This window comes from Albimonas marina (genome assembly GCF_029223255.1).
Classification (GTDB): domain Bacteria; phylum Pseudomonadota; class Alphaproteobacteria; order Rhodobacterales; family Rhodobacteraceae; genus Albimonas.
Window position 1 is genome coordinate 186,325 of the sequence record NZ_JARHUC010000008.1, and the last position, 25,343, is coordinate 211,667.

The following is a 25,343-nucleotide window of genomic DNA, read 5'->3' on the forward strand; positions in this document are numbered from 1 at the left end:
AAGCTGGAGTCGGCGAAGTCGATCTCGCCGTCGTTGGGATCGCCGCCGTTCTCGACCTCGTCGTAGCCGATGATGTTGCGCGCGATGGAGAAGCCCAGCGCGATGCCCTTGCCGTCGCCGAAGCTGGCCGAGGCCGCGAGCGCCGAGGCGACCACGACCGCGTCGATCTCGGAGGCGTTGTCCGCCTGGACCGAGACGCCGCCCGTGCCGCCCGAGTCCGCGGTCACGTCGGCGTTGGCGAGGGTCGCCGAGGTCGAGCTCTGGATCGCGTTCTGGGAGATCGCGCCGCCGCCCGCGACCGAGGTCGTGGCGCCGGCCGACGCGCCCACCGCAACCGCCGCGGCCGAGGCGGAGGTGGCGATGGTGCTCGCCTCGCTGGCCTCCACGATCACCGATCCGTCGATCGCCTGGATGTCGTTGAGAGAGGCCGCCGAGGTCCCCGCCAGCGTCGCCACGGTCGAGGCGTCGATGTCGTTGCGCGCCACGCCCACGCCCACCGAGACGGTCTTCGAGTCCCCCCCGAAGGTGCCCGCGATGGCGATGGCCGGCGCGGTGACGGAGGACTGGATCGCCGAGACGTCGGAGGCCCGCGCCGCCACGTCGCCGGTCGTGGCGACCAGGTCGCCGCCGGTCGAGGAGGCCTCGGTCTCCACCGCCATCGCGTTGCGCGCGATGGTCCCCGCGACCGAGATCGCGGCGTTGCTGTCGTCGGCGAGCGCGATGTCGATCGAGACGACCGCGGTCGAGACCTCGGAGTCCATGGTCGCGACCGTGTGCGCCCCGATCAGGACGGACTCCACCGCCGTGAGGTCGGAGTTCGTCACGGTCGCCTTGGTGGCCACCGGATCGGGGGTGGCGATGCCGGTCCCGAACAGCGTGTCGAGCGCGTTGAACAGGATGTTCTGGCTCTCGTAGCCGATCGAGTTGAAGGCCAGCGTCACGCCGACGCCGGTGCCCTTGGTGTTGGTGGTGTTGTCGACCAGCGCGTCGAAGTCGGTGCGGTTCTGCGCCTGCACCGAGATCGCGCCGTCGTTCGTCGCGTCCATCGTCGAGTTGACGACCGTCGCTACGGCCGAGGACATGGCCACGTTCGTCGCGACCACCGCGTTCACGCCGGTCGAGCCGCCGCCCACGAAGAAGCTGCCGCCGTCGGAGGTGACGACGGAGGTGTTCTCGACGCTGAGCGTCGCCGCCTCGGAGGCGGAGACCGCGATGCCGCCGCCGGTGGCGTCCACGTTCGCCCCGGTGACGCTGGCCGTCGCCCCGCCGCGCAGGTCGTTCATCGAGACCATCGCGCCCACGGCGGTGGAATCCGACGAGGTGACGTTGAGGTTCGGCAGGAAGTCGATCACCGAGGAGATGAAGTCGGTGTCCACCTTCTCGAACCGCGCGTCGGTGGTGAAGTCGACGGCGCTGAGGTCGATCTCGTTCTCGAGGTCGATGATGAAGGCGTCGACCGGATCCTCGCTGTCCAGCCCGATCAGCTCGGACCCGTCGGCGGCGATCTCGGCCAGGCGCGCCTCGACGTCCGCGATCAGGATGCCCGCGATCCGCGCCGCGAAGTCGAAGCTGGCGGGCAGGATGTCGCCGCCCACGTAGCGGTAGATGTCGCCCGCCGTGCCCGCGCCGGGCGTGGTGGAGGCGACGCGCACCGCGTCGCCCAGGCGCAGCTTCTGCGTCCCGGACTCGGAGCTGAAGCGGTAGTCGCCGATCAGCGCCTCGGCCAGGCCCGCCACGATGCCGATGCCGCCGTCGTTGTCCACGGTGGAGGTCGTCTCCATCGTGATGGTGGAGTCGATCGTCGCCGTCTCGTCGGCCGAAACGTGCACGCCCCCGACCCGGCGCCAGAGCTTCGGATCGGCATAGTCGGCGACCGTGAGGTCGGCGCCCAGCACCGCCTCGCCCAGCCATTCGTAGAGCTCGCCCACCTGGGCCAGCACCGGCTTCCACCTGGTCTCGTCGCCGAAGTCCTCGTCGGTCAGGTCCAGCGTGTCGCCGGCGGACGCGGGGTCCGGATCGACGTAGCGGTAGACCTTGCCGTCCACTTCCACGAAGTCGCCGTTGAAGACGGTGGCCGAAGCCTGGGTGGAATCGTGCTGGTGGCCCGGATAGCCGTCGTCGACGCGCACCACCGTGCCCGTCTCGAGCGCGGCGACGCCGTCGCTCGTCTCGAAGTCGGCCGCAAGGTCGCCCTTCACCAGGTTGCCCGCGGGCCCGGTCTGGTCGATCCAGGCTTCGGTGTTGGCGGCGACCTTGTTGGTGGCGACCGTCGCGCCCACCGCGGTGCCCGAGGCGTTGACCAGCGCCGAGGCCGCCGAGGTGGAGGTGTTGGTCAGGGTCGAGACGATCTCGGCGTCGTTCACCGCCGTCACGCCCACCCGCCCCGTCGCGTTGACCGGGCTGTTGATGATGGCGGCCTTGGTGTCGACGTCGGTCTGGCCCAGCAGGCCCGCGGCGAGCGGATCGCCGATGATCGCGTCGAAGACCTCGAAGAAGATGTTCGACGGCTTCCAGCCCACGCTGTTGAAGGCGAGCACGATGCCCACGCCCGTGTCGCCGGTGGAGGTGGTCGAGGTGTTCAGCGCCAGCAGCGAGGCGTCGTTCGTGGCCGCCACGATCACGTCGCCGCCGCCCGTCGTCGCGACGTTCGCGTTCTCGATGTAGGCGGAGGCGTCGGCGTTCACGACGTTCATCGCCGCCATGACGTTGTAGGCGTCGGAGCTGCCCGAGCCCACCGCGCTGCCGCCCGAGGACGAGGCGGTGCTGTCGAGCGTGGCGCTCAGCGTCGCGCGCTCGTCCGCGCGGACCGTCACGCCGCCCGCGCCGGCGTCGACGTCGGCGCCCTCGATCTTGGCCGTGGTCTCGGCGTCGACCTGGTTGACCACCAGGATCCCCGCCACCGCGAGGCTGTCCGAGCCGGTGACGTTGAAGCCCTGCGGGATCAGCTGGGTCGAGGGCAGCTCGCGCCACAGGTCGAGGTCGGTGTAGTCGATCAGCGCAAGGTCCGGCGTCGCGCCCAGGTCGTCGTCGCCCAGGTACTGGTAGACCGAGCCGGCGTTGCCCCGCGTCTCCTCCGACCAGTCGTCGGAGAGGCGCACCCGGTCGCCGAAGACCAGCGCCCGCTCCTGCGTCTCATCCGAGGCCAGCCAGTCGGCGTCGGTCAGGTCGTTCAGCGTCTCCTGGATCACCGAGGCGCCGCCGTCGTTCGACGTGGACGAGGCCGCCACCAGCTTGGAGTTCGACCAGATCCCGCTGTCGTCCGACGCGGTCACCGAGACCCCATCGGCCGCCACCGTCTGGCCCGCGCTTTGCACGATGCGCGCGTCCGCCGCGGCCGAGACCTTGTTGGCCGCCGCCACGAAGCCCAGCCCCTTGCCGCCCGCGCCGTAGAGCGCCGAGGCCGCGCTGTCGGCGGCGTTCGAGACGGTGGCGTTCAGCTTCGCCTGGTTGACCGCAGAGACCTCGACCTCGTTGGCCGCGGTCACCGGCGTGTCCTGGATCAGGGCCACGGCCTGGGCCGTGTCCTCGTTGTCCGTCGCCTCGGCGATCAGCCCGCCCAGCAGCAGGTCGAGCGTGCCGAACAGGATGTTCTGACCCTTCCAGCCCAGCGAGTTGAAGGCGAGCGTGACGTTCACGCCCGTGTCGCCGGTCTGCGAGGTGGAGTTCAGGCGCGCATCCATCTGCGCGTCGTTGTCGGCGAGCACGCGCACGTCGCCCGCGCCCTCGCGCAGGACCCAGTCGCCGCCCGCGAGATCGGGGGCGCCCACGTCCACGTCGGCGTCGTCGCCCGCGAACTCCCAGATCTCGCCCTCGACCTCGAGCAGGTCGCCGGTCTCGACCGCGGTCAGCCCTTCGGAGCCGTCGAACGTGGGCGCGAGGAGGGAGGAGACGTCGCTGTTCTCGATCGTGGCGGTGGCCGAGGCGTTCAGCACGTTGGTCACGATCTGCGCGTTGACCGCGAGCGAGGTGCCCCCGCCCGACAGGCTGCCGCCCGACGAGGTGACGTTGGAGGTGACGTCGGACAGGAGCGCCGCGCTCTCGGTCGCCGAGACCAGGACCTCGCCGTTCTCGGCCGTGACCTCGACGTCGGCGATCTTGGCGTCGGCGCCGCTCTCGACCTTGTTGAACACGACCAGCACGCCGAAGGCGCGGCTGTCGGAGTCGGTCAGGTTGCCGACGTTGGGGAACAGCAGGTCCGAGTAGTCGTCGGCGGTCACGTCCTCCCAGACGGCGGAGTCCGCCCCCAGGAAGTCCTGCGCGCCCAGGTCGACCTCGATCCCGCTCAGGCCCGTGTAGGCGAAGATCCGACCGCGGGCGGCCGCGTCGGGATGGCTGGAGGAGACGTAGACCTTGTCGCCGGTGAGGTTGAAGGACGGAATGGAGCTGTCGGGCGAGGTCGCCGCCCCGCCCGGACCGTAGAGGACCTGGGGCCCGGACTCGGTCGTGTACTGGTACTGGTCCGGCCCCGCCTGGTCGGAATATTCCTTCAGCGCGTCGAGGTTGTTGGTCGACGCCTGGTCGGCGATCACCGTGGACTTCGAGGTCAGGAACGCGGTCTCGTCCGCGCGGACCTCGACGTCGCCGCCGGCGTCGATGGTGGTGGTTCCGTCGTCCTCGCCGATGAAGGCTTCGACCCCGGCCGCGACCCGGTTCATCGAGACCAGCGCCGCCGCCGCCATGCCCGAGGCGCCGTACTTCGCGCTGACCGCGAAGGTGCTGGTCGAGGTGACCACGGTCTCCGCCCCCGCCACGGCGTGAAGCTGGGCGTCGTTGAGCGCGACGGCGCGGACCGCGCCGGTCGCCGCGACCTCGGAGTCGATGATCTTCGCCGTCGCCTTCACGCCCTGGTTGGCGTCGAGCAGCGTCTCGAACACGTCGTCGCCGATGATGGCGCTGGCGGCGTTGAGCAGGCTCAGCGTCGGCGTGTAGCCGACCGCGTTGAAGGCCGCCACGACGCCGAAGTTGTTGCCCTTCTTGCCGGTGACCGTCGAGGTCGCCGAGACGTCCATCAGCGAGGTGTTGGTCGCCGTCACCGTCACGTCGCCGCCCACGGGCGCGTCGGAGACGGAATCCGACAGGATCGTGGAATCCTCGATGAAGGCCTCGGCCCCGCCCTGCAGGAAGTTGGTGACCAGGATGCCGTTGATCGCCTCGGAGGCCGTGACCACGGAGTCGTCGTTGGAGACGAGGGTCGAGCCCTCGTCCGCCGACACGCTCACGCCGCCGTCCAGGGTCCCCACCTCGGCCTCGAGGATGTAGGCCTTCGCCCCGCCGCGCAGGTCGTTGTAGGCGACGAGCCCGCCGTAGCTCTCGGCCGAGCCGGTGCCCAGCCCCGCCGACTTCAGCGCCGCCTTGGCGATGGCGGTGGGGATGACGTTGTCCTCGGTGACGATCCGCCAGAAGTCGCGGTCCGAATAGTCCTCGGTCGCGAGGTCGCGGCGATCGCTCTCGCCCATGAACTGGTAGATCTCGCCTTCCTCGCCGCCGGCGCCGGCATAGGTCGAGGCGATGCGCACCATGTCGCCGAACACGAGGCCGACCAGGCCGTCGGAGGCCTCGGCGCTCTCGGTCGTGTACTCGTGGTCGTTGGAGACCTGGTTGACGAGGTTGTTGAGCAGCCCCGCCCCGCCGTCGTTGGAGGCCGAGCTCTCGGACTTGATGGCGGTGGTGGAATAAAGGCCGACCTCGTCCTCGGCGGCGACCGTGACGCCGGTCCCGGCCTGCACGGTGGTCGGGGCGGCGGCGGTCCCGCCGTCCTCGGTCCCGATCCAGGCCTCGGCCGAGCCGTTGACCTTGTTGTTGGCCAGGCCGGCCGCGAAGCTCATCCCGTCGGCGCCGTAGAGGGCCGAGGCGGCGGCGGTCGCCTCGTTGTCGAGCACCGCGGTCAGCTGCGCGGCGTTGTCGGCGGTCACCATCACGGCGCCGCCGGCGGCGACGTCGGACTCGGTGATCCAGGCGCGGCTGTCGGCGCCGATGTCGCCGTCGAAGGCCGACGAGATCGCGGGATTGCCCAGGATCGTGTCGATCGTCTCGAACAGGATGTTCTGCGGGTCCCAGCCCAGCGCGTTGAAGGCGATCAGGGCGCCGATGGACTGCGCGCCGGTGGAGACGTAGGCCGAGTTCGTCGCCGACATCTCGGCGTCGTTGGTCGCGGCCACGATCACGTCGCCGGCCGCGTCGATCTCGGAGTCGGCGATGAAGGCCGTCGCGTCGCCGTTCAGCGCGTTGGTCGAGCGCGCGCCGGCGATGCCCAGGCTCTCGCCGTTGCCGAAGGCGTCGCCGCCCGAGGAGGTCGCCGTCACGTCCACGTCGACCGAGAGCGAGGCGCTCTCGGACGCGGTGACCGAGACGTCGGCGTCGCTCGCCGTCACGTCCGCGCCCTCCAGCGAGGCGGTCGCCCCGGTGCGGTGGTCGTTCAGCGCCACGGCGAAGGCCACGGCCTTGGAATCCGAGGGCGTGACGTTGTTGCCCTGGGGCAGGATCTCGGACTCGAGGATCTCCTTCCAGAGGTCCTCGTCGAAGTAGTTCTGGGTCGCCAGCTCGACGGTCGTGCCGTCGGCGCCCATCCACTGGTAGACGGCGCCGGGCTTGCCCAGCTCCTCGTTGTAGTCGTCGGCGAGCCGGACCAGGTCGCCCAGGTTGATCTGCACCGTGGGCGTGCCGTCGGTGCTCTCGAACCGGGTCTCGATCAGGTCGTTGCGGGTCTCCTGGATCACCGAGGCGCCGCCGTCGTTGGTCGTCTCGGACGAGGTGACCACCTTGACGTTCGCGCTCACCTCCGAGACGTCGCCGGCGTGGATCTCGAGGCCCCCGACCTCGATCCGGCGCAGGGCGGGGTTGGACTCGGTCACCGACGCCTCGGCCGCGACGTTCACCTTGTTCGAGGCGATCACCGCCGCCGCGCCCTCGCCGTCGGCCTTGAAATGCGCCGAGGCGACGGAGGAGGCGGCGTTCGAGACGGTGGAGTTGAAGAGCGCCGCGTTCTGCGCGCTCACGTCCATCAGGCCCAGCGCCTCGACGGACGTGTCCTCGACCGTGGCCGAGGCCATCGAGGGTGTGTCGAAGCCCAGCAGGTCCGAGGTCAGCGTGTCGCCCAGCAGCACGTCGATGGTGTTGAACAGGATGTTGGTGGTCTCGTAGCCCAGCGTGTTGAACGCCAGCACCAGCCCGTAGGCCTCGCCCTCGGAGTTCAGCGAGGAGGTCGTGGTGGCGTCCATGCGCACCGCGTTCTCGGCCGTCACCGAGACGTCGCCGTCGGCCGTCGCGGTCGCGAGCGGGGTCCAGTCCGGGCCCGAGAAGTCCTCCGCCGCGAGGTCGATCACGTCGCCCGCGCCGCCGTAGACGTAGAAGAGGCCGCCGTCGGAGACGATCTCGTTCGGGGCCACCGCGACCTCGCCGTCGGCGGCATCGTGGTCGGCGATCGCCCAGACCAGCTCCCAGTCCGGGGAGACGTCGAAGAGCTCGGCCCCCAGGTTCCGGGGCGTGCCGTCATGGCCGTTCGAGACCGAGCGGAAGATCAACTTGCCGGCCTGCACCAGGTCGCCGAAGAACACCTCGGCCGCGCCGTCGGTCGCGGCGTGGTCGGGAACGAAGGCGGCGGTCAGCGCGCTGCCGACGACCGAGGTGGTGGCGGTGGCCAGCACCGAGTTGGTGACGATGGTCCCGCCGATGGCGCGGCTGTCGCCCTCGCCGGTGAAGGAGCTGCCGCCGGAGGAGGAGACGGTGGTCGAGGTCGTCGCCTCGAAGGTCGCGCTCTCCTCGGCGGAGATGTCGATGGCGCCGTCGCCCTGGGTCTCGATCGTCGCGTTCTCGACCGTGGTCGTCGCGCCGCCCGAGAGCTCGTTGAAGATGATCAGCGCGCCGTAGGCGGCGCTGTCGGAATTGGTCAGGTTGCCCAGCGCCGGGAAGGCCAGGTCCTCGTAGTCGGCCTGGGTCACCAGCCGCCACAGGGTGTCGTCGGTGTAGTCGGTCGCGGCCAGGTCCACGAAGCCGATGGCGCCCACGTATTCGTAGACCAGCCCGCGCGGGTCGTCGCCCGGGAAGCCGGAGGCGTTCGAGGTGTCGTAGTCGGAGGCCACGTAGACCAGCGAGCCGAAGCCCCGGGTCTCGGTCAGCAGGTCGGTCAGCGGGTCGAACTGCGGCGCGGACAGGGGCGAGCCGTCGGCGGGCGCCTGCACCAGCAGGAAGCTGCCCGAATTCGAGGTGTAGTCGTACTGGTCGAGCTGCGCGGCCACGCCCTTCAGCGCGTCGATGTTCGAGCTGGCCGACGAGATCGCCTCGACCTCGGACGTGGCCGTGAGGGCGGAGGTCTCGGCCGAGGCGACGGTCACGTCGCCGGTCGCGTCGATGGTCATCGACTCGAGGTCGCCCTTCACCCAGGCGTCGGTCGAGGCGTTGACCTTGTTGGTCGCGAACAGCAGCCCGCCCGCCATCGAGGAGGCGCCGTTCTTCGCGTTGATCGCGAAGTCGGCGGTCTTCTCGGATTTCTGGACCGTGCCCAGGTCGGCGCTGAGCGAGGCGTCGGTGGTCGCGGTGACCGAGACGTCGCCGCCGGCCTGCACGGCGCTGTCCTCCATCCACGCCTCGGTGCGGGTCTGGGGGACGCCGTAGGTCTCGCCGTCGACGAAGTTGTCGAGCTGGACCAGCTCCTCGAACAGGTCGACGAAGAGGTTGTCGGACTCCCAGCCCAGCGCGTTGAAGGCGACGATGAAGTTGACCGGAACCTCGGAGCGGGTGCGCCCCTTGTCGTCGGTGTAGGTCTTGGGCTTGGTGACCTTGGAATCCGAGCGCGCGGTGGCGTCCACGCGGCTGACGTTCTGGGCCGCGACGACCACGTTGCCCGTCAGCGCGAGCGCCGAGGCGGCGTCGACGAAGGCCTCGGCGACCGAGGTCATGTTGTTGGTGACGACCACGCCCATCTTGGTCGTGCCCGCGGTGAGGGTCGAGGCGTCGTCGGCGAGGAGCGTCGCCTCCTCGCTCGCGGTGACCGAGATGTCGCCGGCAGAGGAGACCACGGCCGCGTCCGAGATGTAGGCCTGCACGCCGCCGCGCACGTCGTTGCGCGAGACCAGCAGGGTCATGCCGTCGCTGGAGCCGGTCGAGAAGCCCGCCGCCTTCAGCGCCGCCCGCGCGACCGAGCCGGGGATGGCGTTGTCGTCGGTGACCTCGCGCCAGTAGTCCTTGTCGAGGAAGTTGGTGTCGCCGAGGTCGAAGGACCCGGCGTCGCCCATGAACTCGTAGACCGAGCCGCGCGTCCCCTTCGCCTCGTCGTAGTCGGAGGCGATGTAGACCTTCTGGCCGAACTCCAGCCCCACCGTGCCGGAGTTGGTGGTGGCGACGTAGTCGTTCAGGATCTTGTTCTGGAGGTCGTTGAAGATCCCCGCGCCGCCGTCGTTGGTGACCTTGTTCTCGACGCTCAGCAGGGTGGAGCTGTCGAGCAGGATCGCGTCGACCGCGTTCACGTGCACGCCCAGCGCGCCGGAGACCGAGGTGCTCCCAACCAGCCCGTCGTCGGTGATGTAGGCCGCCGACCGGGCGGAGACGTAGTTGCCCGACAGCACCGCGCCGTAGGAGGCCGCCGCGGCCCCCTGGAAGGCCGCCGCGGCGGTCGAGGCGGTGTTCGACAGATCCGCCGTCAGGCTGGCGCGGCTGAGCGCCTCGACCGTGACGAGGCCGTCGGAGACGACGGTGGCGTCCTGGATGTAGGCGAGCGCCTGCTCCTCGGCCTGCTCGGAGGAGAAGCCGAAGCCGAACAGCGTGTCGAGCGCCTGGCCCAGCAGGCCGAAGTCGTCCTCCCAGCCGATGGTGTTGACGGCGAGCGTCACCACGATGGCGTCGGCGCCGGAGGTGACGGCGGCCTTGTTCTCGGCGGTGATCACCTGGGCGGAATCCGCCCGCACGGTCACGTCGCCGATGGAATCCGCGGGATCCGAGGCCTCGACCACGGCGTTGGTCATCGACGCCTTCGCGCCGCCCAGGATCATGTTCGAGGCGATGACCGCCCCGCCGGTGACGGAATCCCCGCCGCCCCAGACCGAGCCGCCGGAGCTTTCGGCCGTCACGTCGACCAGCGCCTCGATCTCGGAGGAGGAGATCGCCTCGGCGACCACGCCGCCGGCGGCATGGTGGATCTCGAGCTCGTCCAGCGACGCCTCGACGTCCACGTCGATCCGGTTCAGCGCCATCGCGCCCGCGGCGCCGTAGCTGTTGGAGTCGGTGAGGTTGTAGCCCTCGGGGATCACGTCCGCGCCGGGGGCGGGCTTCCAGAAGTCGAGGTCGGTGAAGTCCTCGGTCGGGTTCGTCAGGTCGATGACCCGGTTGGTTTCGCCGAGGTAGGTGTAGACCGTGCCGCCCTCGCCGAGGTCGGAGGGCCAGTCGCGGCCGACGAAGACCGTCTCGCCGAAGGCCACGTTCAGCGGCAGGCCGTCGGCCGCCGTGGTGCGGTGGTCGGCGTTGAGCAGCAGGTTCACGGTCGCGTCGAGCACGCCCGCGCCCGCGTCGGACTTGGTGGCCGAGGAGGCGAGCACCGTCACGGCCGAGCGGATGAAGCTTTCGTCGGTCGCCCGCGCGCCCGCCACGCCGTCGGCCCGCACGCCGTCGGCGCCGGAATAAACGAGGTCGGCGCTGATCTCCCGGTCGATGCGGTTGGAGGCGAGCGCGCCCGACACGGCGCCGCCCTCGGCGCCGTAGAGGGCCGAGGCGGTCGAGGTCGCCCCCACTTGGATGTCGGCGGAGATCGCCGCGGTCGACAGCGCCTCGACCAGCGCGTCGCCGGCGCTGTCGATGTCGGTGTCGGAGACCCAGGCCGAGACGTTGCCGAAGGCGCTGTCCGCGCCGAAAGTCAGGTCCAGGCCCACCAGCGCGTCGATCATGCCGGTGGCTTCGGGCGCGGGCGTGGCGTTGTTCAGGCCGATGGCGTTGAAGGCGATCAGGGCCGAGCCCGCGACGGCGGTCGAGCCGCCCGCGTTGGCGCCGGCCCGGGCGATGGCCTCGATCCCGGAATCGTCGATCGCGCGCACCGTCACGTCGCCGGAGCCGGTGGTGCCCAGCTCGGACGAAATGACGTCGACGGTGGTGTTGCCCGACAGGTAGTTCGACGCGAACGTCCCCGCCATCGACAGGCCGCCCAGGCTCGCCACCTCGTTGACCGTCGCGTCGGCCTGGGAGGCGTGGTAGGCGCCCAGCTCGACGTCGGTCAGGGCCAGCACCGACACGTCGCCGCCCGCCCCGCTGAGCGTGGCCTGGGTCATCCAGACCTCGACGTCGCGGCTGTAGTCGTTGATCGCGAAGGCGATGTCGAAATCGAGCCCCGCCGGCGCCAGCGAGATCGAGCGCTGGTCGGCGCCCGAGCCGAACTCGGAGAACATCGCCTTGGCCTCGGAGAGGGCCAGGGTCGTGTCCTTCGCCTCGACCGAGACGCCGCCCGCGGTCCCGGTCAGCTCGGACTGGTCGACCTCGACCGAGACCTCGCCGGCGAGCTCGGTCTTCGACAGCTTGCCCATCAGGATCGACTCGGCCGAGTTCTCGGCCAGGATCGAGACGGACGCGCCCTCGATGTCGACGGCGTCGACGGCCACCGTCGCGGTGTCGTCGAGCGTGTTGAACGCCATGGCGAAGAAGTCGAACTCCGCGCCGAAGCCCAGGAAGGTCCAGTCGGGCGAGGAGTAGTCCTCGCGGTAGAGGTCCACGGGACCGGCCGCGCCGGTGTACTCGTAGACCGCGCCGCCGATGCCGCTGAAGCTGCCGAAGCGGTAGCCGTCGGCGAGCTCGACCGTGTCGCCGGGCGAGAGGTCGACGGTCTTGTCGAGCGTGCCCGGGAAGGGCTGCGTGTCGTAGTCCGCGGTCTGGATCCGGTTCGAGACGCCGCCGGTGTTCAGCGCCTCGACGACCACGTCGCCCGCGCCGGGGGCGACGAGGGTCGCCAGCGCGCCGGAATCGCCCAGGGCGACGTTGGTCGAGCGGGTCAGGTCGACGTCGGAGACGATCACCGGCACCGGGCCCAGCAGGGAGGCGGTGCGGTTGAGGATCGAATAGTCGACGGCGGAGCTGTCCTCGGCCCGGATCACCAGGCTCGCGCTCTCGCCCGCGACGGTCCCGGTCCCGACGGTCAGCAGCGCGTTGCGCGCGATCGAGACGTCGGTCTGGTTGTCGACGGTGGTGAAGGCGAGGTGGGCGGCGTGGGTCTCGGCGATGGCCGCGTCCACCTGGATGTCGGAGGTCGCCTCGATCAGCAGGCTGTCGGCGGTGATCGACGCGCCCGCGCCCAGGATCACGTCGACGTCGGTGGTCACCTCGACGTCGGTGTAGCCGCCGATGGAGCCGTCGGTGCTCAGCACCGTGCCGGCGATGCCGAAGTCCCCGTCGAGATCGAAGTCATAGTCGACCGCGGCCACGGCCTTCAGGCGCACGTCGGCGCCCGAGATGGCGCCCTGGACGTTGAGCTGCGCGGTCAGGTCGGCGGACTCCGTCTCCCACACGAAGGGGACGAGGCCGGCGGAGGCCGAGGCGGACTCCGAGTCCCGCGCGGTCAGCGAGACGTCGCCGGTGGTGGTCAGCGAGGCGCCCGACAGGACGTTGATCGTCCCCGCCGTGGCGGTCAGGTTCAGCGAGCCGAAGTCGAGCGCGCCGGAGAAGTTGAGGATGTCGTCGGCGTCGAGCTCGAACACCAGGTCGGTCACGCCGACGCCGAAGATGTAGGTCTCGGCCGTGCCGTTGGCGTCGAGCGAGAACAGCCCCCCGGTCTGGGTCAGGGTGAACTCGTCCGCCGCGGCGGAGCCCTCGAACTTGAAGATCTCGGTCGAGCCGTCGCTGTCGACCAGCGGCTCGAGCCCGGCGTAGGCGTAGACGTAGCCGTCCTTGGTGATCGAGCCGGAATGCGCGTCGATGGGCTTGTGCGAGGTCAGCGAGACCGAGCCGCCGCGGAACTCCAGCGTGTCGAAGCCGCCGGCGCCGCCGTCCACCCCGCCGTCGATCCGCGCGAGGTCGTGGACGATGAACTGGTCCTCGTTGCCGGCGGCGCCCTGCAGCGCCTCGACGTCGATGAAGGTGGCCTCCGCGCCGCCGGACGTGCGGCCGGCGTTGTCGCCGAAGATGTCCCAGATCGTGTCGTCGACGTTCTTGAACGCCAGCGTGTCCTCGCCGTCGCCGCCGTAGATCGCCAGGGGGATCGCGCCTACGGATTCGAAGCCGGCGCCGTCGAAGGTGATCAGGTCGTCGCCGTCGCCGGTCTCGATCTCGACCGCGCCGATGGTCGAGAGATCGCCGAAGGCCAGCACCGCGCCCGAGCTGCGGTCGAGCACCTGGATCTTCTGGACCACCACCTCGCCGTCGGCGGCGGCCTCGACCTCGGAGATCATCTGCACCAGCAGATCGTGGTCCTGCTGATCCGCGGGGGCGGCGGTCAGGTCCACGGCGAGGATGTCGGCGCTCAGCAGAAGGCGCGGTTCCAGGGGGTCGAACCGGATCGCGGAGAGGTGCCTGTCCCGTCGGGATCGCCTGAGGGCTTCGAGCTTGCGCCGCAGACGGCGCGGCATGGCTTGCGAAGCGTCGGCGCCGGCGTTGCGCCCGAAAGCGAATGGAAACGACATGTTTCCCCCCCATATGCATTTGAAGTTCGCCGCCGCCTCCCGCCCCCTGCGGAAACCGTGCCGGCAAACTCCCTGAGACTTTCGCGGCGGAACTCGCGTCGCGGAAATCGGGGGACATCAAGAGGTTTCATGCGCTTAATCGGGAATGAACGAGCTGTATCGTCTGGATACGATTTCCGGCGCGTTTCCCTTCCCCAGCGGCGCCGAACGGGGGTCGGATTTTTTTTTCGTTGCGGCGCACCAACCATGTGAACGGGCCGACCCGGCGCGGAACGTTGATTCGGTTCAAATATTTTCGAATCAACCGCGCCACCGTCCGGCCCGTTCAGGATTCATTGCCGCTGGGTCAGCCCGACGCCGCGACGGCGAGCCGTCGCAGCGTCACGCGGGCGGCGTCCGGGGCGCGGCCCGCGCCGCCGGACGCGCCTCGTTTTCAGGGGTTCATCTGGCTGCCGCCGTTCACCGATATGCGCTGCCCGGTGATGTAGCTCGACGCGTCCGACAGCAGGAAGGCGACCGGGGCCGCGACCTCCTCGGCCTGGGCCCAGCGGCCCAGCGGGATCCGCGCGAGGTAGGTGTCGCGGAACTTCTCCCCGCGGATCGTCTCGGTCATCGGCGTCTCGACCATGCCGAAGGCCACCGTGTTGGCGCGCACGTTGTAGCGGGCCCATTCGCGCGCCGCGGACATCGAGGCGCCGATGATCCCCGCCTTGGCGGTGGAATAGTTGATCTGCCCGATGGTCCCCTGCACGCCCGCGTCCGAGGAGATGTCGACGATCGAGCCGCCGGTCAGGTCGCCGGCCTTGTGGCGGGCGATGCAGTGCTGGCCGAAGGCCTGCAGGAACAGGAAGGCCCCGGTCAGGTGCACGTCGAGCACCAGCTTCCACTGCTCGAGCGTCATCTTGTGGATCATCGCCGGGCGGGTCAGGCCCGCCATGTTCACCAGCCCGTGCACGGCGCCGAACTTCGCCACGGCTTCCGCCACCACGCTTTCGGCGAGGTCGGGGGCCGAGACGTCGCCGATCATGCGCAGGCAGCGGTCCTCGCCCAGCTCGGCACGGGTCTCGGCGAGGCCCTCGGCGTTCATGTCCACGGCGGCGACGTTGCCGCCCAGCTGCGCCACCAGCCGCGCCACCGCGCGGCCGATGCCCTGCCCCGCGCCTGTGACGATGACGGTGCGGCCTTCCAGGCTCATCGGGTTGGTCATGGGTCCTCCTGTCCGGCCATTCGCGGCCTGTCGTTCGCAGCCCGCCTCAGGCGGCGGGCGAAAGGGTCCAGCGCAGGCCGTCGCCCTCGACGCGCGCCTCGACGTCGATGAAGGCGCGGTGGGAGGCGACGGCCCCGCGCCACAGCTCGGTCCAGCAGGCGAGCAGGTCGGCGCGGTCCTCGCCCTCGATGCCGCGGGCGACGCGCAGGCCGTCGTGGCGGATCACGGCGCGCTCGCCCTCGATCTCCACCTGCGCCTCGTCGCCCATGCCCGCGAAGATCGCGGCGAGGAAGGCGGCGGCCTCGTGCGGGCCCGCGTCCTCTCCCCCCACTGCGGCGGCGAGGCGGGGGTATTCCTGCAACCCGATCAGGCGGGCGGAGAGGCGGCCGAGCTCCACGGCGCGCGCGCGCCCCAGCACGCCCGCCAGCTCCCGGACCCCGTTGCGGCAGTATTCGACGGCGTAGTTCCGCCCGGCGCGGGCGAGGCGCTCCTCGCTCCACTGCTCGGCGGGGGGCGCGGGCTGGGCGGCGGGGTCGAAGGGGGGCGGACGCTCGCCCGGAGCGAAGCGCAGGCGCTCGTCCTCGGCGAGGTCCCGCTCCTCCTCGATGAAGTAGCCGCAGAGGCCGAACTGCCCGCTCATGTCCTCGGACACGCATACGAAGCCCAGCCGCGGGTTGCCCAGCGAGACGCCGTTCTGCGCGTACCAGCCGCGCAGGAACCCGCGGGAGGCCTCGATCGGGATGCCGCAGATCACCGCCCCGTCGTACATCCAGCGGGGATGGCGGAAGCGGACCCAGGCCTTCTTCGGCCCCTCCTCCATGTACTCCACCCGCACCCCGCCGACGCCGTTCGACAGCACGTGATAGCGCGCGCAGGCGACCGCGGGCGGCAGCCCCTCGAGCCCCAGTTTCGCGAAGCTCGACAGGAACTTGTCGTGGTGCTGGCGGCGGAACAGGCGGAACATCCATTCGCCCACCGCCGCCGGCCCCTCGCGGGTCGAGACCATCAGCTGCAGGCCCAGCAGCCACTGGTGATGCAGGCGCGCCTGCGCCTCGATCGCCGCGGATGACGTCCCGCCGCTCGCGTCCATTCCGGTCTCCTCCCCGCCCGTGTTTTTCGGCGCGAGCCTAGCGGCGCCGCGCCGCGGAGGCGAGACGAAACGCTTGCCGGTCGGCAGGTGATTTGGGGCTGCGAACGCGGTATGGTCGCGCCCGAACGCCCCGCCCGCCGCGCGACCGCGCGGGATGCGAGAGCCGGGGCGACGACGACGGGAGGAGCGCGCCATGCGCATCGAGGACGAGGCCGCCCCCGGCGGCGGGAACGACGGCGGCGGGGCGGTCGAGCGGCGCGACGCCGTGGTGGTGGGAACCGGCGTCTGCGGCATCTACCAGCTTCACCGCCTGAGGGAGATGGGGCTCGACGCGCTGGCGCTCGACGCCAATCCCGGGCCGGGCGGCACCTGGTGGATGAACCGCTACCCCGGCGCCCGCTTCGATTCGGAGAGCTACACCTACGGCTTCTCCTTCTCGAAGGAGCTGCTGGAGGAGTGGAACTGGTCCGAGCGCTTCTCCGGCCAGCCCGAGAACCTGCGCTATCTCGACTTCGTGGTGGACCGGCTCGACCTGCGCCGCCTGATGCGCTTCGACAGCCGCGTCACCGCGGCGCGCTGGGACGACGCGCGCAACCTGTGGCGGCTGGAGGTCGAGGGCGCGCGGCCCATCGAATGCCGCTGGCTGTTCCTGGGCATCGGGGTGCTGTCGCGCCCGACCATGCCGCGGATCGCGGGCGTGGGCGACTTCCAGGGGCCTGAGTTCCACACCTACGACTGGCCGCACGAGGGCCTGGACCTCGCCGGCAAGCGGGTGGGGATCATCGGCACCGGCGCGACCGGCATCCAGATCATCGCCGAGATCGCGGACAAGGTGGGCGAGCTGACCGTCTTCCAGCGCCGCCCCAACTGGAGCGCGCCGCTCAACAACAGCCCAATCTCCGCCGAGGAGATGGCGCGGATCAAGACCCGCTACGACGAGATCTTCGCGACCTGCGCCGCCTCGCCGGGCGGGTTCGAGCACATCCCCGCCGAGAAGGGCTTCTGGGAGGCGACACCCGAGGAGCGGCGCGCCCTGTGGGATCGCCTCTACGACCAGCCCGGCTTCGGCATCTGGCTGTCCAACTACCGCGAGATCTTCACCGACGAGAAGGCCAACGCCCTGTTCTCGGACTACATCGCCGAGCGCATCCGCGGCCGGGTGAAGGACCAGAGCGTCGCCGAGAAGCTGATCCCCAAGGACCACGGCTTCGGCTGGGCCCGGGTGCCGCTGGAGACCCGGTATTTCGAGGCCTACAACCGCGACAACGTCGAGCTGGTCGACGTCTCCGAGACGCCGATCGAGCGGATCACGCCGACCGGGATCAGGACCAGCGCGCGCGAGTTCGAGCTGGACGTGATCGTCTACGCCACCGGCTTCGACGCGGTGACCGGCGCCTTCGAGATGCTCGACGTCGAGGGGATCGGCGGGCGTCGGCTGAACGAGAAGTGGACGCCCGAGCCGCTGACCTGGCTGGGCATGATGACCACGGGCTTCCCGAACCTGTTCACCCCCTCGGGGCCGCAGAGCAGCTCGGCCACCGTGAACTATCCGCGCTCCATCGAGATGTGCGTGAACTTTGTCTCCGACCTGATGGAGGGGGCGCTGGCCCGCGGCGCTACCCGGATCGAGCCGACGCAGGCGGCCGAGGACGCCTGGGTGAAGCACGTGCGCGAGATGTACGAGATGCTGCTGCTGCGCAAGTCGCGCTCGTGGTTCACCGGCTACAACTCGAACGTCGAGGGGCGCGAGATCGGCAAGGTCCGCCACATCGTCTACAACGGCGGCGGGCCGAAGTATCAGCGCATCCTCGCGCGCACCGCCGCCGAGGGCTATCGCGACCTGGTCTTCGACCGCGGGGAGACGGAGGCGCGGGCCGAGGCGCCGCCCGCCCGGGCCGGCGCCTGAGCGGGGCGGACCGGCGATGAACGCGCCCGCCCCCGCCTCCACCGTCTCGGCCGCCGCCGAGCGCGGCTTCCGCCTGCCCGAACCGGAGTTCGTGCCCGAAGAGCTGAGGATGCTGCGCGCCCAGGTGCGCCGCTTCGTCGAAGCCGAGATCGTCCCCCATGGCGAGGCCTGGGAGGAGGCCGGCGAGATCCCGCGCGAGCTGTTCCGCAAGCTCGGCGCGCTGGGCCTGCTGGGGATGCAGCACGAGGAGGCCTACGGCGGCTCGGCGCTCGGCTCGATGGCCGCGGTGGTGCTGTCGGAAGAGCTGGGACGCTCCACCTTCGGGGGCGTCACGGCGGCCGTCTCGGTGCACACGGACATGAGCGCCTGCCACCTGACCCGGGTGGGCACGGAGGTGCAGAAGGCCGAATGGCTGCCGCGGGCCTGCGCGGGCGAGGCGGTCTGCGCCATCGCGGTGACCGAGCCGGACGCAGGCTCGGACGTCGCGGGCCTTCGCACGCGGGCGCGGCGGGACGGCGACGGCTGGGTGATCGACGGCGCCAAGATGTTCATTACCAACGGCGCGCTGGGCGACCTGCTGATCGTGGCCGCGCGCACCGGCGAGGCGGGCTCGCGCGGGCTGTCGCTGTTCCTGGTGCCGCGCACGACGCCGGGGGTGGAGGTGACGCGGCGGCTCGACAAGCACGGCTGGCGCTGCTCGGACACCGCGGCGCTCAGCTTCGACGGCGTGCGCGTGCCCGAGGGCGCCCTGCTGGGCGGCGAGAACCGCGGCTTCTACGCCATCATGCAGGGCTTCGAGCATGAGCGCCTGGTGCTGGCCGCCGCCGCCGTGGGCGAGGCGCAGAAGGCGATCGAGCTGACGCTGGACCACGTCCGCGCCCGGCGCGCCTTCGGCAAGACCCTGTGGGACCAGCAGGCGACGCGCCAGCGGCTGGCCGAGCTCGCCTCGCGCACCGCCATGGCGCGGGCCTTCGTCTATCAGACGGCGCTGGCCAAGGACGCGGGGCGCCCCGTCAGCCTCGAGACCTCGATGATCAAGGCGACTGCGCCGGAGGTGCTGCACGACGTGGTGCACGGCTGCCTGCAGCTGCACGGCGGGACCGGCTACATGACCGGCACGCCCATCGAGCGCATGGCCCGCGACGCCCGCATCCACCGCATCGGCGGCGGCGCGACCGAGGTGATGCTGGAGGAGGTCGCCAAGCGCATCTGACGCGCCCGGCGACCGGCCCCCTCAGCTCAGCGACGGGTCCACCGTCAGCAGCGTCTTGGCCGAGCCCGCGCCCGACAGCGCGAACTCGAGGCAGGCCTTGTGGTCCGCGAAGGCGAAGCTGCGCCCGACGGGGGGCGAGAGGCGCCCCTCGGCGACCCAGGCGAGCAACTCGTCCAGCTCCGCCTCGGCGGCGGCGGGCTCGAACACGGCGGAGAACTGGCGGTAGTCCACGCCGACCAGCGAGGCGCCCTTCAGAAGCGGCAGGTTCACCGGCAGGGCCGGGATCTCCCCGCCCGCGAAGCCGATCACCAGGTGCCGCCCGCCCCAGCGCAGGGAGCGGAAGGCGGGCTGCATCAGCGGGCCTGAGACCGGGTCGAACACCATGTCGAGCCCCTCGGGCGCCAGCGCCTTCAGGCGCTCGCGCCAGCCCTCGGGCTCGCGGTCGAGGGAGGCGTCGGCGCCGGCGGCCTCGGCGGCGGCGCGCTTCTCGGGCGTGGAGGCGACCGCGATCACCCGCGCGCCCAGCGCCTTGCCCACCTGCACCGCCGCCATGCCGGTCCCCCCGGCCGCGCCGATCACCAGCAGCGTCTCGCCGGGGGCGAGGCGGCCGCGGTCGCGCAGGCCGTGCAGGGCGGTGATGTAGTTCACCCGGAAGCCCGCGGCCTGCGCGAGGCTCATGGCGTCGGGAATGCGGCGCACGTCGGCGGCCGTCGCCACGGCGAACTCGGCGAAGCCGCCCGTGACCTTCGCCATCACCCGGTCGCCGGGGGCGAGGCCGCTCACGCCCTCGCCCAGCGCCTCGACCACGCCGGCGACCTCGCCGCCCGGCACGTGGGGGAGCGGCGGCTTCACTTGGTAGCGGCCCAGCGAGACCAGCGCGTCCACGTAGCCTACGCCGCAGCAGGCGACGCGCAGGCGCAGCTCTCCGGGGCCGGGCCGGGGGGTGGGGAGGTCGACCTCCCCGTAGGCGTCGATGGACTCGAGGCTCGCGGCCTGGATCGCCTTCATGGGCGGTCTCCTCCGGGGTCGTCTTCCTGGGTCGGGCGGACGATGAGGCCCCGCGCGCCGGGGCGCAAGCGGGCGCGGGGCGGGCGCCGCGGCGCCCCGCCCGCCGGCCGCGATTCGAGGCGCCGACGCTCGCCCGAGGCGGGATCGGCCGCGCCTGCGACGCCCCGCCGCGCTTGTCGCGCGGCCGGACCGGCAGGTCCGCGATGCCGCAATGCGGGACGGGAGGCGCCACGCGGGGCGCGAGGGCGGGCGAACCGGAGGAATGCCCCGGCGGAAAGCCGTTGAAAGCGTTCGGGTTACGGAGGGCCCGTTGCATTTCTTCACTCAACTTACGCAAACGTCAGAAAAATCTTTACAGCTTAAATACCTGTTATCATGAAACATTTCGACGTTTCGGACGATTTCTGATAACCCTGTTTTTACAAAGACGCCCGGCGCGGCCGCTTTCGCCCCCCAGGATCAATCGCGTCGCAAGCGGAGGAAGGAACCATGACCGTCCAGCCCAAGACCGCCCTCGCCGAGACCGCCGTGCACATGCCGCCGGCCGATCTCGCGGCCGCGGCCCATGCCGACGCGGCCCGCTACGAAGAGCTCTACGCCCGCTCCGTCTCCGACCCCGAGGGGTTCTGGGCCGAGCAGGGCCGCCGCCTCGACTGGATCCGTCCCTACACCCGGGCGAAGAACACCTCGTTCGCGCCCGACGACGTCTCGATCCGCTGGTTCGAGGACGGGACGCTGAACGTCGCGGCCAACTGCATCGACCGCCACCTGAAGGACCGCGCCGAGCAGACCGCGATCCTGTTCGAGCCCGACGATCCCGCGGAGCCGGCGCAGCGCATCAGCTACCGCCAGCTGCACGACGAGGTGGCGACCTTCGCCAACGTCCTGAAGGCTCTGGGCGTGGGCAAGGGCGACCGGGTGGTGATCTACCTGCCGATGATCCCGGCCGCGGCCTACGCGATGCTGGCCTGCGCGCGGATCGGGGCGATCCACTCGATCGTCTTCGCGGGCTTCTCGCCCGACGCGCTGGCGGATCGCGTGAACGACTGCGGCGCCAAGCTGGTGATCACCGCCGACCACGCCCCGCGCGGCGGGCGCACGACGGCGCTGAAGTCGAACTGCGACAAGGCCCTGCGCCGCTGCTCGGACAAGGTGAAGCTGCTGGTGGTCCGCCGCACCGGGGGCCAGATCGACTGGGTCGACGGGCGCGACTTCCACTACGAGACGCTGGCCGCCACCGTGCCCGCCGAGTGCCCGCCCGAGGAGATGGGGGCGGAGGATCCGCTGTTCATCCTCTACACCTCCGGCTCCACCGGAAAGCCGAAGGGGGTGGTGCACACCTCGGGCGGCTATCTCGTCTACGCCGCGATCACCCACCGGTACGTCTTCGACTACAAGGACGGCGACGTCTACTGGTGCACGGCCGACGTGGGCTGGGTGACGGGGCACAGCTACATCGTCTACGGCCCGCTCGCGAACGGGGCCACGACCCTGATGTTCGAGGGCGTGCCCACCTACCCCGACGCCGGCCGCTTCTGGCAGGTGTGCGAGAAGCACCGCGTCACCCAGTTCTACACCGCCCCCACCGCGATCCGCGCGCTGATGGGCAAGGGGACGGCGCCGGTCGAGGCCGCCGACCTCTCGAGCCTGCGGATCCTCGGTTCGGTCGGCGAGCCGATCAACCCCGAGGCCTGGAACTGGTACAACGAGACGGTCGGCAAGGGCCGCTGCCCCATCGTCGACACCTGGTGGCAGACCGAGACCGGCGGCATCCTGATCGCCCCCCTGCCCGGCGCGACGCCGACCAAGCCCGGCTCGGCCACCCGCCCCTTCTTCGGCGTGCAGCCGGTGGTGCTGGACGACCAGGGGAACGAGCTGACGGGCGCGGTCGAGGGCGTGCTGGCCATCAAGGACAGCTGGCCCGGCCAGATGCGCACCGTGTGGCAGGACCACGCGCGGTTCGTGCAGACCTACTTCGAGATGTTCAAGGGCTACTACTTCTCGGGCGACGGCTGCCGGCGCGACGAGGACGGGTATTACTGGATCACCGGCCGGGTCGACGACGTGATCAACGTCTCCGGCCACCGGATGGGCACCGCGGAGGTCGAAAGCGCCCTCGTCGCCCATGAGAAGGTGGCCGAGGCCGCGGTGGTGGGCTGCCCGCACGCGCTCAAGGGCCAGGGCATCTACTGCTACGTGACCCTCATGGACGGGGTGGAACCGACCGAGGCGTTGCGCGCCGAGCTCGCCAACTGGGTGCGGACCGAGATCGGGCCGATCGCCAAGCCCGACGTGATCCAGTGGGCGCCGGGCCTGCCCAAGACCCGCTCCGGCAAGATCATGCGCCGCATCCTGCGCAAGATCGCCGAGAACGAGACCGACGCGCTGGGCGACACCTCCACCCTCGCCGATCCGGCCGTCGTCGACGACCTGATCGCCAACCGCGTCACGGCCTGAGGGGGATGAGCGTCATGGACGGCAACCGTTTCGACGACCGCCCCGCCGACCTCGTGCTGCTGGGCCCGCCGGGCGCCGGCAAGGGCACCCAGGCGCGGATCCTGCAGGAGCGCTTCGGCATCGTGCAGCTCTCGACCGGGGACCTGCTGCGCGAGGCGGTGGCCCAGGGCACGCCCGCGGGGCTGGCGGCGAAGGACGTGATGGCGGCCGGCGGCCTCGTCTCGGACGAGATCGTCATCGCCATCCTGCGCGACCGCCTGGCCGCCCCGGACTGCGCCGCCGGCGTGATCTTCGACGGCTTCCCCCGCACCGCCGTGCAGGCCGAGGCGCTCGACGCGCTGCTGGCCGACGCGGGCCGCGGGATCGTGGCCGCCGTCAGCCTCGAGGTGGACGACGCGGCCATGGTCGCGCGGATCACCGGCCGCTCGACCTGCGCGGGCTGCGGCGAAGGCTATCACGACGACTTCAAGCGCCCGGCCGTGGCCGGCGTCTGCGACCGCTGCGGCGGCACGGCGTTCAAGCGCCGGGCCGACGACACCGCGGAGACCGTGAGCGCGCGCCTCGCGGCCTACCACGCCCAGACCGCGCCGCTGATCGACCACTACGCAGGCCAGGGCCTGCTGCGCCGGGTCGATGCGATGGCGCCCATAGACGAGGTGACCGCCGGCATGGCCGCCGTCGTGGAGACGGCGCTCGCCTGAGCGGACCCTCCGCCGGCGCCGCGGGGAGGCGGCGCCGGCGCATTCCATCATCGATCGACAAGCGACGGGAGGAAGCCCCTTGTCCGAAGAGAAATCCAACAACGCCTACTGGTCGGCCAACATCCGGCTGATCGTCTGGAGCCTGGTGATCTGGGCCCTGGTCTCGTTCGGGTTCGGCATCCTGCTGCGTCCCCTGATCTCGGGGATCGCGGTCGGGGGTTCCGACCTCGGGTTCTGGTTCGCGCAGCAGGGGGCGATCCTCGTCTTCCTGGCGCTGATCTTCTTCTACGCCTGGCGGATGAACAAGCTCGACCGCGACCACGGCGTGGACGAGCAGTGAGGGGCTGAAATCATGGATCAGTTCACGCTCAACCTGCTGTTCGTGGGCGCGTCCTTCGCGCTCTACATCGGCATCGCCATCTGGGCCCGCGCGGGCTCGACCTCGGAGTTCTACGCCGCCGGGCGCGGCGTGCATCCGATCACCAACGGCATGGCCACGGCGGCCGACTGGATGTCGGCGGCCTCCTTCATCTCGATGGCGGGCCTGATCGCCTTCGTGGGCTACGACAACTCGACCTACCTGATGGGCTGGACCGGCGGCTACGTGCTGCTCGCGCTCCTGCTCGCGCCCTACCTGCGCAAGTTCGGGAAGTTCACCGTCTCCGAGTTCATCGGCGACCGGTTCTATTCCCCGACCGCGCGCCTGGTGGCGGTGATCTGCCTGATCATCGCGTCCACCACCTACGTCATCGGCCAGATGACCGGCGTGGGCGTGGCCTTCGGGCGGTTCCTCGAGGTGGACAACACCACCGGCCTGCTGATCGGCGCGGTGATCGTGTTCGCCTACGCCGTGTTCGGCGGCATGAAGGGCGTCACCTACACCCAGGTCGCCCAGTACGTGGTGCTGATCCTGGCCTACACGATCCCGGCGATCTTCATCTCGCTGCAGCTGACCGGCAACCCGATCCCGGGCCTCGGCCTCTTCGGGGACCACGTCGCCTCGGGCGAGCCGCTGCTGGCCAAGCTCGACCAGATGGTCGCCGACCTCGGCTTCGCCGAGTACACGACGCACCATCAGGACACGCTCGACATGGTGCTGTTCACCCTGTCGCTGATGATCGGCACCGCGGGCCTGCCCCACGTGATCATGCGCTTCTTCACCGTGCCCCGCGTCTCCGACGCGCGCTGGTCGGCGGGCTGGGCGCTGGTGTTCATCGCGCTGCTCTACACCACCGCCCCGGCGGTCGGCGCGATGGCGCGGCTGAACATCACCGAGCAGTTCTGGCCGCAGGGCGTCGCCGGCGAGGCGGTGTCGGTCGAGACCATCGAAACCTCGCCCGAGTACGACTGGATGAAGACCTGGCGTCAGACCGGCCTGCTGGGCTGGGAGGACAAGAACGGCGACGGCCGCATCCAGTACTACAACGACAAGTCCGAGAAGATGCAGGCCGTGGCGGCGGAGAAGGGCTGGCAGGGCAACGAGCTGACCAACTTCAACCGCGACATCCTGGTGCTGGCGAACCCCGAGATCGCGAACCTGCCCGGCTGGGTCATCGGCCTGGTGGCCGCGGGGGGCCTCGCGGCGGCGCTGTCGACGGCGGCGGGCCTGCTGCTGGCGATCAGCTCGGCGGTCAGCCACGACCTGATCAAGGGCCAGATCAATCCGGGGATCTCGGAGAAGGGGGAGCTTCTGTCGGCGCGCATCGCGATGGCGGTGGCGATCGCGGTGGCGACCTACCTCGGCCTCAACCCGCCGGGCTTCGCGGCCCAGACGGTGGCGCTCGCCTTCGGGTTGGCGGCGGCCTCGATCTTCCCGGCCCTGATGATGGGAATCTTCTCCAAGAAGATCAACAATCACGGCGCCGTGGCGGGGATGCTGGCCGGCCTGCTGGTGACGCTGCTCTACATCTTCCTGCACAAGGGCTGGTTCTTCATCCCCGACACCAACAGCTTCACGGACGCCGATCCGCTGCTGGGCACGATCAAGTCGACCTCGTTCGGCGCGATCGGGGCGCTGGTGAACTTCGCGGTCGCCTACCTGGTGGCCGGGATGACCAAGCCCACGCCCAAGGAGATCCAGGAGCTGGTCGAGAGCGTGCGCATCCCCCGCGGCGCGGGCGTGGCGCAGGCCGGGCACTGACCGCCTGAAGATCGGATCCCCGGAAGGGCTCCGCG

At 70.7% G+C, this 25,343-nt stretch carries 10 protein-coding genes and 1 pseudogene (1 of these 11 running past the window's edge); 6 read left to right on the forward strand and 5 right to left on the reverse strand.

Annotation, left to right across the window (positions count from 1 at the left end; all coding sequences use genetic code 11):
• The 4 genes and pseudogenes from P2H44_RS20645 to P2H44_RS20655 form a co-directional block, all read right to left on the reverse strand.
• Nucleotides 1-13,409: the start of a matrixin family metalloprotease gene (locus P2H44_RS20645; protein WP_275766651.1), read on the reverse strand. The gene continues 23,155 nt to the left of window position 1, outside the view; 13,409 of the gene's 36,564 nt are visible here — the first part of the coding sequence; the start codon lies at nucleotides 13,407-13,409; its stop codon lies beyond the left edge, outside the window.
• Nucleotides 13,410-13,586: pseudogene (locus P2H44_RS25565) on the reverse strand (LEPR-XLL domain-containing protein); the annotation flags it as partial.
• 433 nt (nucleotides 13,587-14,019) lie between these two features.
• Nucleotides 14,020-14,793: an SDR family oxidoreductase gene (locus P2H44_RS20650; protein ID WP_275766654.1), complete on the reverse strand. Its 774-nt coding sequence runs from the start codon at nucleotides 14,791-14,793 to the stop codon at nucleotides 14,020-14,022.
• 46 nt (nucleotides 14,794-14,839) lie between these two features.
• Nucleotides 14,840-15,883, reverse strand: coding sequence for a hypothetical protein (locus tag P2H44_RS20655; protein ID WP_275766657.1), 1,044 nt, complete (start codon nucleotides 15,881-15,883; stop codon nucleotides 14,840-14,842).
• A 193-nt stretch (nucleotides 15,884-16,076) separates the two neighbouring features.
• Between P2H44_RS20655 and P2H44_RS20660 the strand changes: the two genes are divergently transcribed.
• Both P2H44_RS20660 and P2H44_RS20665 read left to right on the forward strand, forming a co-directional pair.
• Nucleotides 16,077-17,789, forward strand: coding sequence for a flavin-containing monooxygenase (locus P2H44_RS20660; RefSeq protein ID WP_275766660.1), 1,713 nt, complete (start codon nucleotides 16,077-16,079; stop codon nucleotides 17,787-17,789).
• Between the two features lie 16 nt (nucleotides 17,790-17,805).
• Nucleotides 17,806-19,002, forward strand: a complete 1,197-nt coding sequence (locus P2H44_RS20665; protein WP_275766663.1) for an acyl-CoA dehydrogenase family protein — start codon at nucleotides 17,806-17,808, stop codon at nucleotides 19,000-19,002.
• Between the two features lie 21 nt (nucleotides 19,003-19,023).
• Here the strand turns inward: P2H44_RS20665 and P2H44_RS20670 are convergent, their stop codons facing one another.
• Nucleotides 19,024-20,010, reverse strand: a complete 987-nt coding sequence (locus tag P2H44_RS20670) for an NADPH:quinone oxidoreductase family protein (protein ID WP_275766666.1) — start codon at nucleotides 20,008-20,010, stop codon at nucleotides 19,024-19,026.
• Nucleotides 20,011-20,544: 534 nt separating this feature from the next.
• Between P2H44_RS20670 and acs the strand changes: the two genes are divergently transcribed.
• The 4 genes from acs to P2H44_RS20690 all read left to right on the forward strand — a co-directional run bounded on the left by acs (nucleotide 20,545) and on the right by P2H44_RS20690 (nucleotide 25,308).
• Complete coding sequence (gene acs / locus P2H44_RS20675; RefSeq protein ID WP_275766901.1) at nucleotides 20,545-22,467, forward strand: acetate--CoA ligase; 1,923 nt, start codon at nucleotides 20,545-20,547, stop codon at nucleotides 22,465-22,467.
• A 14-nt stretch (nucleotides 22,468-22,481) separates the two neighbouring features.
• Entirely contained in the window at nucleotides 22,482-23,168 is a 687-nt protein-coding gene (locus P2H44_RS20680; RefSeq protein WP_275766668.1) for an adenylate kinase, read from the forward strand.
• Between the two features lie 79 nt (nucleotides 23,169-23,247).
• A complete protein-coding gene (locus P2H44_RS20685) occupies nucleotides 23,248-23,508 on the forward strand; it encodes a DUF4212 domain-containing protein (protein ID WP_275766670.1) in 261 nt (86 codons plus the stop codon).
• 12 nt (nucleotides 23,509-23,520) lie between these two features.
• A complete protein-coding gene (locus tag P2H44_RS20690) occupies nucleotides 23,521-25,308 on the forward strand; it encodes a sodium:solute symporter family protein (RefSeq protein WP_275766672.1) in 1,788 nt (595 codons plus the stop codon).
• Nucleotides 25,309-25,343 lie beyond the last annotated feature (35 nt).

What these genes read in the sequence shown, in the direction of transcription:
- P2H44_RS20690 (WP_275766672.1), top strand. Translation starts at nt 23,521, where the DNA reads ATGGATCAGTTCACGCTCAACCTGCTGTTCGTGGGCGCGTCCTTCGCG.
- P2H44_RS20650 (WP_275766654.1), bottom strand. Translation starts at nt 14,793, where the DNA reads ATGACCAACCCGATGAGCCTGGAAGGCCGCACCGTCATCGTCACAGGC.
- acs (WP_275766901.1), top strand. Translation starts at nt 20,545, where the DNA reads ATGCCGCCGGCCGATCTCGCGGCCGCGGCCCATGCCGACGCGGCCCGC.
- P2H44_RS20670 (WP_275766666.1), bottom strand. Translation starts at nt 20,010, where the DNA reads ATGAAGGCGATCCAGGCCGCGAGCCTCGAGTCCATCGACGCCTACGGG.
- P2H44_RS20680 (WP_275766668.1), top strand. Translation starts at nt 22,482, where the DNA reads ATGGACGGCAACCGTTTCGACGACCGCCCCGCCGACCTCGTGCTGCTG.
- P2H44_RS20665 (WP_275766663.1), top strand. Translation starts at nt 17,806, where the DNA reads ATGAACGCGCCCGCCCCCGCCTCCACCGTCTCGGCCGCCGCCGAGCGC.
- P2H44_RS20660 (WP_275766660.1), top strand. Translation starts at nt 16,077, where the DNA reads ATGCGCATCGAGGACGAGGCCGCCCCCGGCGGCGGGAACGACGGCGGC.
- P2H44_RS20655 (WP_275766657.1), bottom strand. Translation starts at nt 15,883, where the DNA reads ATGGACGCGAGCGGCGGGACGTCATCCGCGGCGATCGAGGCGCAGGCG.